The organism is Thiolapillus sp., from assembly GCF_048562965.1.
Classification (GTDB): domain Bacteria; phylum Pseudomonadota; class Gammaproteobacteria; order Chromatiales; family Chromatiaceae; genus Thiolapillus; species Thiolapillus brandeum_A.
The window spans coordinates 1-4859 of record NZ_JBHNMF010000248.1 but is presented as its reverse complement, the minus strand read 5'-3'; the positions used below and the strand labels follow the sequence as shown (position 1 = coordinate 4859).

6 protein-coding genes are annotated in these 4859 nt (G+C 52.5%); 2 read left to right on the top strand and 4 right to left on the bottom strand.

Going from position 1 to position 4859, the window contains the following annotated elements:
* Positions 1–115 precede the first annotated feature (115 nt).
* The 3 genes from tnpA to ACOCD2_RS12390 form a co-directional block, all read right to left on the bottom strand.
* Positions 116–259 (bottom strand): IS66 family insertion sequence element accessory protein TnpA, encoded by a 144-nt coding sequence (tnpA, locus tag ACOCD2_RS12400; RefSeq protein WP_293647985.1) that lies wholly within the window; start codon positions 257–259, stop codon positions 116–118.
* Positions 260–337: 78 nt separating this feature from the next.
* Positions 338–1975, bottom strand: coding sequence for a hypothetical protein (locus ACOCD2_RS12395; protein ID WP_293647983.1), 1638 nt, complete (start codon positions 1973–1975; stop codon positions 338–340).
* Positions 1930–2829 (bottom strand): DEAD/DEAH box helicase family protein, encoded by a 900-nt coding sequence (locus tag ACOCD2_RS12390; RefSeq protein WP_294031445.1) that lies wholly within the window; start codon positions 2827–2829, stop codon positions 1930–1932. Before ACOCD2_RS12390 ends, ACOCD2_RS12395 begins: the two co-directional genes overlap by 46 nt.
* A gap of 16 nt (positions 2830–2845) precedes the next feature.
* Between ACOCD2_RS12390 and ACOCD2_RS12385 the strand changes: the two genes are divergently transcribed.
* Together ACOCD2_RS12385 and ACOCD2_RS12380 are read left to right on the top strand one after the other, a co-directional pair.
* Entirely contained in the window at positions 2846–2974 is a 129-nt protein-coding gene (locus tag ACOCD2_RS12385) for a hypothetical protein (protein ID WP_293646551.1), read from the top strand.
* A gap of 37 nt (positions 2975–3011) precedes the next feature.
* The gene (locus ACOCD2_RS12380; protein WP_293647977.1) at positions 3012–3173 is read left to right on the top strand and encodes a hypothetical protein; all 162 of its coding nucleotides are present in this window, start codon (positions 3012–3014) and stop codon (positions 3171–3173) included.
* A gap of 193 nt (positions 3174–3366) precedes the next feature.
* Here ACOCD2_RS12380 and ACOCD2_RS12375 read toward each other — a convergent pair whose 3' ends face one another.
* Entirely contained in the window at positions 3367–4410 is a 1044-nt protein-coding gene (locus tag ACOCD2_RS12375) for a virulence RhuM family protein (protein WP_293647975.1), read from the bottom strand.
* Between the last annotated feature and the right edge of the window lie 449 nt (positions 4411–4859).

Here is a 4859-nt window from a genome sequence, read left to right as displayed (position 1 = left end):
ACCTCCACCATGTGCTGCAGCACATCGGCAATGCCAGGACGGTTGAGGACATTGAAGCCCTGCTACCCTGGAACACGCCCGTCAAAAAAATGCAATAGGGCTGATTGTTTGGCGCTTACGCTTGAAGCTTGCGCTTCCAATAGCCGAAAGTGGCGAGCGGAATCCCCACCTGTTGGCAGAATGCCTTCTGACTCAGCCCGCTCGTTGTCTGCTCATCAATCAGTCGTTGCCACTCAGTCTTGTTACGTCGCCTGCTCATATCGTGCTCCCGTCAGTGAATGTGGAGACAGGTTATGGCACAAGATTCACCGAGAGAAGAACGGTATGGTTTGACCGGTTACCCTGATAACGCCTCTTCCAACGTGGTCACCACGTCATAGTCCACCCCAATCGCCTCAAAGTGCTTCTTACCACACGCTATCTTGTCTTTCTCCTTGTCACGAAGTTCGGCGAGGTTTCTGGTGCTCTTGGTCTCGCGGATGAGGTAGAGCTTTTCCTCGTTCTCTGTAACGAGGGCCCAGTCGGGATTGTAGGGACCAACGGGGGTATCAACTTTGAATTGGGGAGGGAGTTTGCAGTAGAACTTGACTCGGTCATCAAGATCGCAGGCCATGGCGAATTCTTTCTCGACATCGGAATCAAATTCGACGTAGTTGAACAGCGTCTTGTCACCGTTTTGCACTTCGTAGAGGTTATTCAGGTAATGGGTAATCCCCCGCTCGGACTCTTCCTCCATGCGGTGCATTTCATAGACCACACCACCAATTTTTTCGTACTCGATACCGTTGACCGTCACCCGGTGTAACTCCCGCTGGATAATATCGGTTACCTGGTTGATGAAGACCTGTGGATTGAGCAGGAAGTCACCCAAGCGACCAGGTTCTTTGAGTATCCGTACCAGTGTGTGACGGGTCAGTTCGGTACTGTTCTGCAAGTAGGCCAGAATATCAGGCAGCACGGGTGGCTGGGCTACATCCCTGACACCACCTGAGATTTGTTCGCCCTCAATACCTGCTTTGGACATATTCTGGCGGTAGACGGCTGTTGTGATCCGTGGTTTGTGGATTTTGGGCATCTCCACGATAGCTTTCGCCGTTTTTTTCACCAGTTCGTCAGTATCGAAAGTTACCCGGTAGCGGGTCTTCTGGCTGATCTTCTTCCAAAGCGCCCTGAAGGTCGGATCGAGGGTGACGTTCTTGCGCAGCTCCAGGTTCCTGCGATCACGGGAGTTCACCACACGGTTCTTGAAGACGTACTTGTTCAACTCATCGACAATCTGGGAGCGCATGTGTGCCCACTCATCGGGCAATGCCAGTACGAAATGGGGATTCTTCGGGTCGAATTTGTCCTGTACCCTGCCCTCGCCGTCCAGGTAGCCATTGTTCACCAACGACTCATACAACGTCTTGGAAACGTCCTTGCCCAGGGGGGTGTATTGCTTGGCTTGTGGATTTGCCAGTTTGGCAAAAGCGGTGATATCGACTCTGCCAAACCCAATGCCGTAGTCTTCCTCATACTCGCTCTGTAACTGGCGGGCAAAATCATCATACGACTCGTTGGCGACGACGGTCAGCCGGTTGACGGTCGGATCGAATACCCGCTCTCCGTACTCATCCACCGGAAGGCGCAGACCACGGCCGATCTCCTGACGCTTGCGGTCCTGTGAACGTGTCTCGTTGAGAGTGCAAATCTGGAAGACATTGGGATTGTCCCAACCTTCACGTAGCGCTGAGTGTGAGAAAATAAACCTCAGCGGCTCATCCGCAGACAGCAGACGCTCTTTATCCCGCATGATCAGGGCATAGGTATCTTCATCGGCTTTGGTCTTGCCAGAGGTATCCTTGGCAATCCCTTTATCCTGGGAAAAATAGCCGTTGTGAACCTGTTCTACCGGAAAACTGAGCAGCCCTTTGTAAAGGGGTTTTTGCATCAGTTCATTGTAGGCCTCTTCAAACCACTGACCAATCTTGCCCAAGCTGATTGCGCCGTTTCCAGGCCTGGCTCGCAGGAGATATTGGCCACCAGCCAGCCATGCTGGTACTCCAGGCGCTCTTTGGATTTCAGGTACAGGTCATCACCCTGTTTGAAAGTGAGTATCTTCTTCTTTGGCCCTGCCGGTTCATTGATGTTGATCTGCAGTCTGGCTTTGATTCCCTTGCTGTTATCAACGCTTTTCAGGCCGACGAAGGTGCTGTTGAAGCCATCTTCTCCCACCAGGCTGGCCACCTCGATACGCTTGACCAGGCGCAAATCGTAGGCATCGATCGGATTCAGCACATACAGCAGGTTGTAAGGATTCTTGTGGGTGGCGGAATAGCGCAACGTGCAGAGGGGATTGAGGCTTTCCAACGCCTGTGAACGCTTGGTTTGCATCTTGCGGGTGTCACCCTCTACCGACTGTGGTTCGTCGATGATCATGATCGGACAGGTAGCGCGGATGAAATCGATGGGCCGCACGCCGGAGAGGCGATCATTTTCCTGGTTCAGGATCGCCCGGGCTTTGTCAAAGGCCTGGATATTGATCACCATCAGCTGAATTTTGTTCGAGGTGGCAAACTGGCGCACCTGGCCCAGCTGTTTCGGATCATACACAAAGCTGTCGTAAGGCACCTGGTCATAGAGTTCCTTGAAATGCTCGCGCATGACTTCAAGGCTCTTCTGTACCCCTTCACGTATGGCAATACTCGGCACCACCACGATGAACTTGGTGAAGCCGTAGCGCTTGTTCAGCTCGAACAACGTGCGCAAATAGACGTAGGTCTTGCCTGTGCCGGTCTCCATTTCCACCGAGAAATGATGGCCAGCCAGTTCCGGCTGCAAGGGGATCAAGCGTGTCTTCGGCCTCGTGATAGATTTTGGGACATCCCAGTCCCCAAAATCGACTCAGCCTTTGACAACCTATTTGTGCCCCAGCCGTCCTGGTCACCAAGCACTACGCAACAACTTCGCAAGCTCGTTGCTGCTCCGTACTTGACTCCCATATGACTGGACGCCGCGTTCGGAGGCCTACTTTGTTTTCCCTCTGGCGCAAGGCACGCCGGGAAAACAGTGCGGCCTCGCGGCTACTGGGGTCTACCAGCCTTCGCTTCGCTCTCCATGGCTGGCAGCGATTGTTGTCTTCCTGTATTTTGTGCAGGTTCTCCAGTAGCAGTTCATCGGTCAGCACCAGTTGATTGGCCACTGCCGCGATGTTGGAAAACTCACCATCTCCCAAGGCCAGCTGGCTACCGCCTTCCTGGGTGCCGATAGATACCGAGTAAGTCTCGTTGGCCAATGGCTGCCCCTCGAACAAACCCACAACAGATTCAATGGCGCGTTGCTGGTAGTCGAGATTGCCGTCGAATTTGAATTTCAACACGCTCACGTTTACTTCTCCTGCTTCCCGGGAGGCTTATGTGGACTGGAAGCCAGTTGTTCCTCCAGCTTTTCCAGTGCAGCAATGTCTTCCCGCTCTGCCTGCAGAGCTTCATCTTTCAAACGCTGCTGGTGAAACCGGTCGTATTCCTTCTCGGCGAGTTCTTTCGCCATCTCATGCGACACCTTGCCCGCATGATCCAGAATGTTGCAGTCGTTCAGGCTCAAAAAGCCATCGAGTTTCTGCACCCAGTCACGCATGTGCATCGGAATCCGGCGCATCGCCTGGCCTTCGGCAAACACCAAGTACTGTTCCACCAAATTATTCAACGCCAGCAGTTCTTCCTCGTTCAGGTAATTCTTGGCCACCACCACATCGCGTTTTCGCACCTTGTCGCCACGCCAACTGCTCAGGCCCATATTGGGCTTGTCGCTGTCGGCACGCTCACGAATCAACTCGGCGGCGGTGTGACCGGTAATAGCCCAGTGCATCTTGTTCTGCACCGTCTTGAAGAAATTGATACTGATATCCAGCGTGGGGTCATAGTCCACGCTGGTGGCGTAAATATCGGTAATCTTGCGGTAGAAGCGCTTTTCCGATGTACGGATATCCTGGATGCGCCGCAACAGCTCATCGAAGTAATCGAAGGCCTGGTCCGGGTTCTTCAGGCGCTCGTCGTCCATGACAAAGCCCTTGACGATATACTCCTTCAACTGCCGGGTTGCCCACTGGCGAAAACGGGTGGCGGTTTGGGATTTCACCCGATATCCTACTGAAATAATGGCGTCCAGGTTGTAGTGCTTCAGATTGCGGCGTACCTGTCTTCCCCCCTCCAGACGAACTACCGAGAAATCCTCGGTAGTTGCCACCTCTTCCAACTCTTTGTCTTCAAAGATGTTTTTCAGGTGCAGACTGATATTGTCCGCCGAAGTCTGAAACAATTCCGCCATTTGTGCCTGGGTCAGCCAGACGGTTTCCTCCACCAGCCGCACCTCCAGCCGGGTCTGCCCCGATTCGGACTGGTAGATCAACACTTGTCCGGCATCAGCCTCCATCTAAGCTCACCTTGTCCCGTAAATTTTCCAGTGCGGAAAGCAGTGACTGACCTTTCTCAACATCAGACATACACAGCCTCCTGTTCCACATAAGGGCCTCGGAAAAAATAGATTACCCCAATTTTGTAATTGGATTGATTGTGACAAACCATGATTCCAGATCAGGTTTTCTGTCAAATCGTTTTTCCAATTCACGCATGGCCTGCTTACTCAGGGATACTCCCGCTTTATAGGATTTCTTCACTTTCCTTACCACCGGATGAATCCCTTTGTACGCCATACTCCGAGCCAAACCCAAGGTTTTCTCTCAACAGAATCCAGTAACTAGAGTTTAGAGTTTCAGAGGAGAAAAACCACTAAAAATCTCAAAAAATAGTTGACATAGCAAGGTGCGGCCTCTCAGAAGAGAAATCAACACAAACTTCTGGAGGCAGCTATGGACGCGAAAG

Excerpts from the sequence above, each read along its gene's own strand:
- tnpA (WP_293647985.1), bottom strand. The coding sequence starts at position 259 with ATGAGCAGGCGACGTAACAAGACTGAGTGGCAACGACTGATTGATGAG.
- ACOCD2_RS12375 (WP_293647975.1), bottom strand. The coding sequence starts at position 4,410 with ATGGAGGCTGATGCCGGACAAGTGTTGATCTACCAGTCCGAATCGGGG.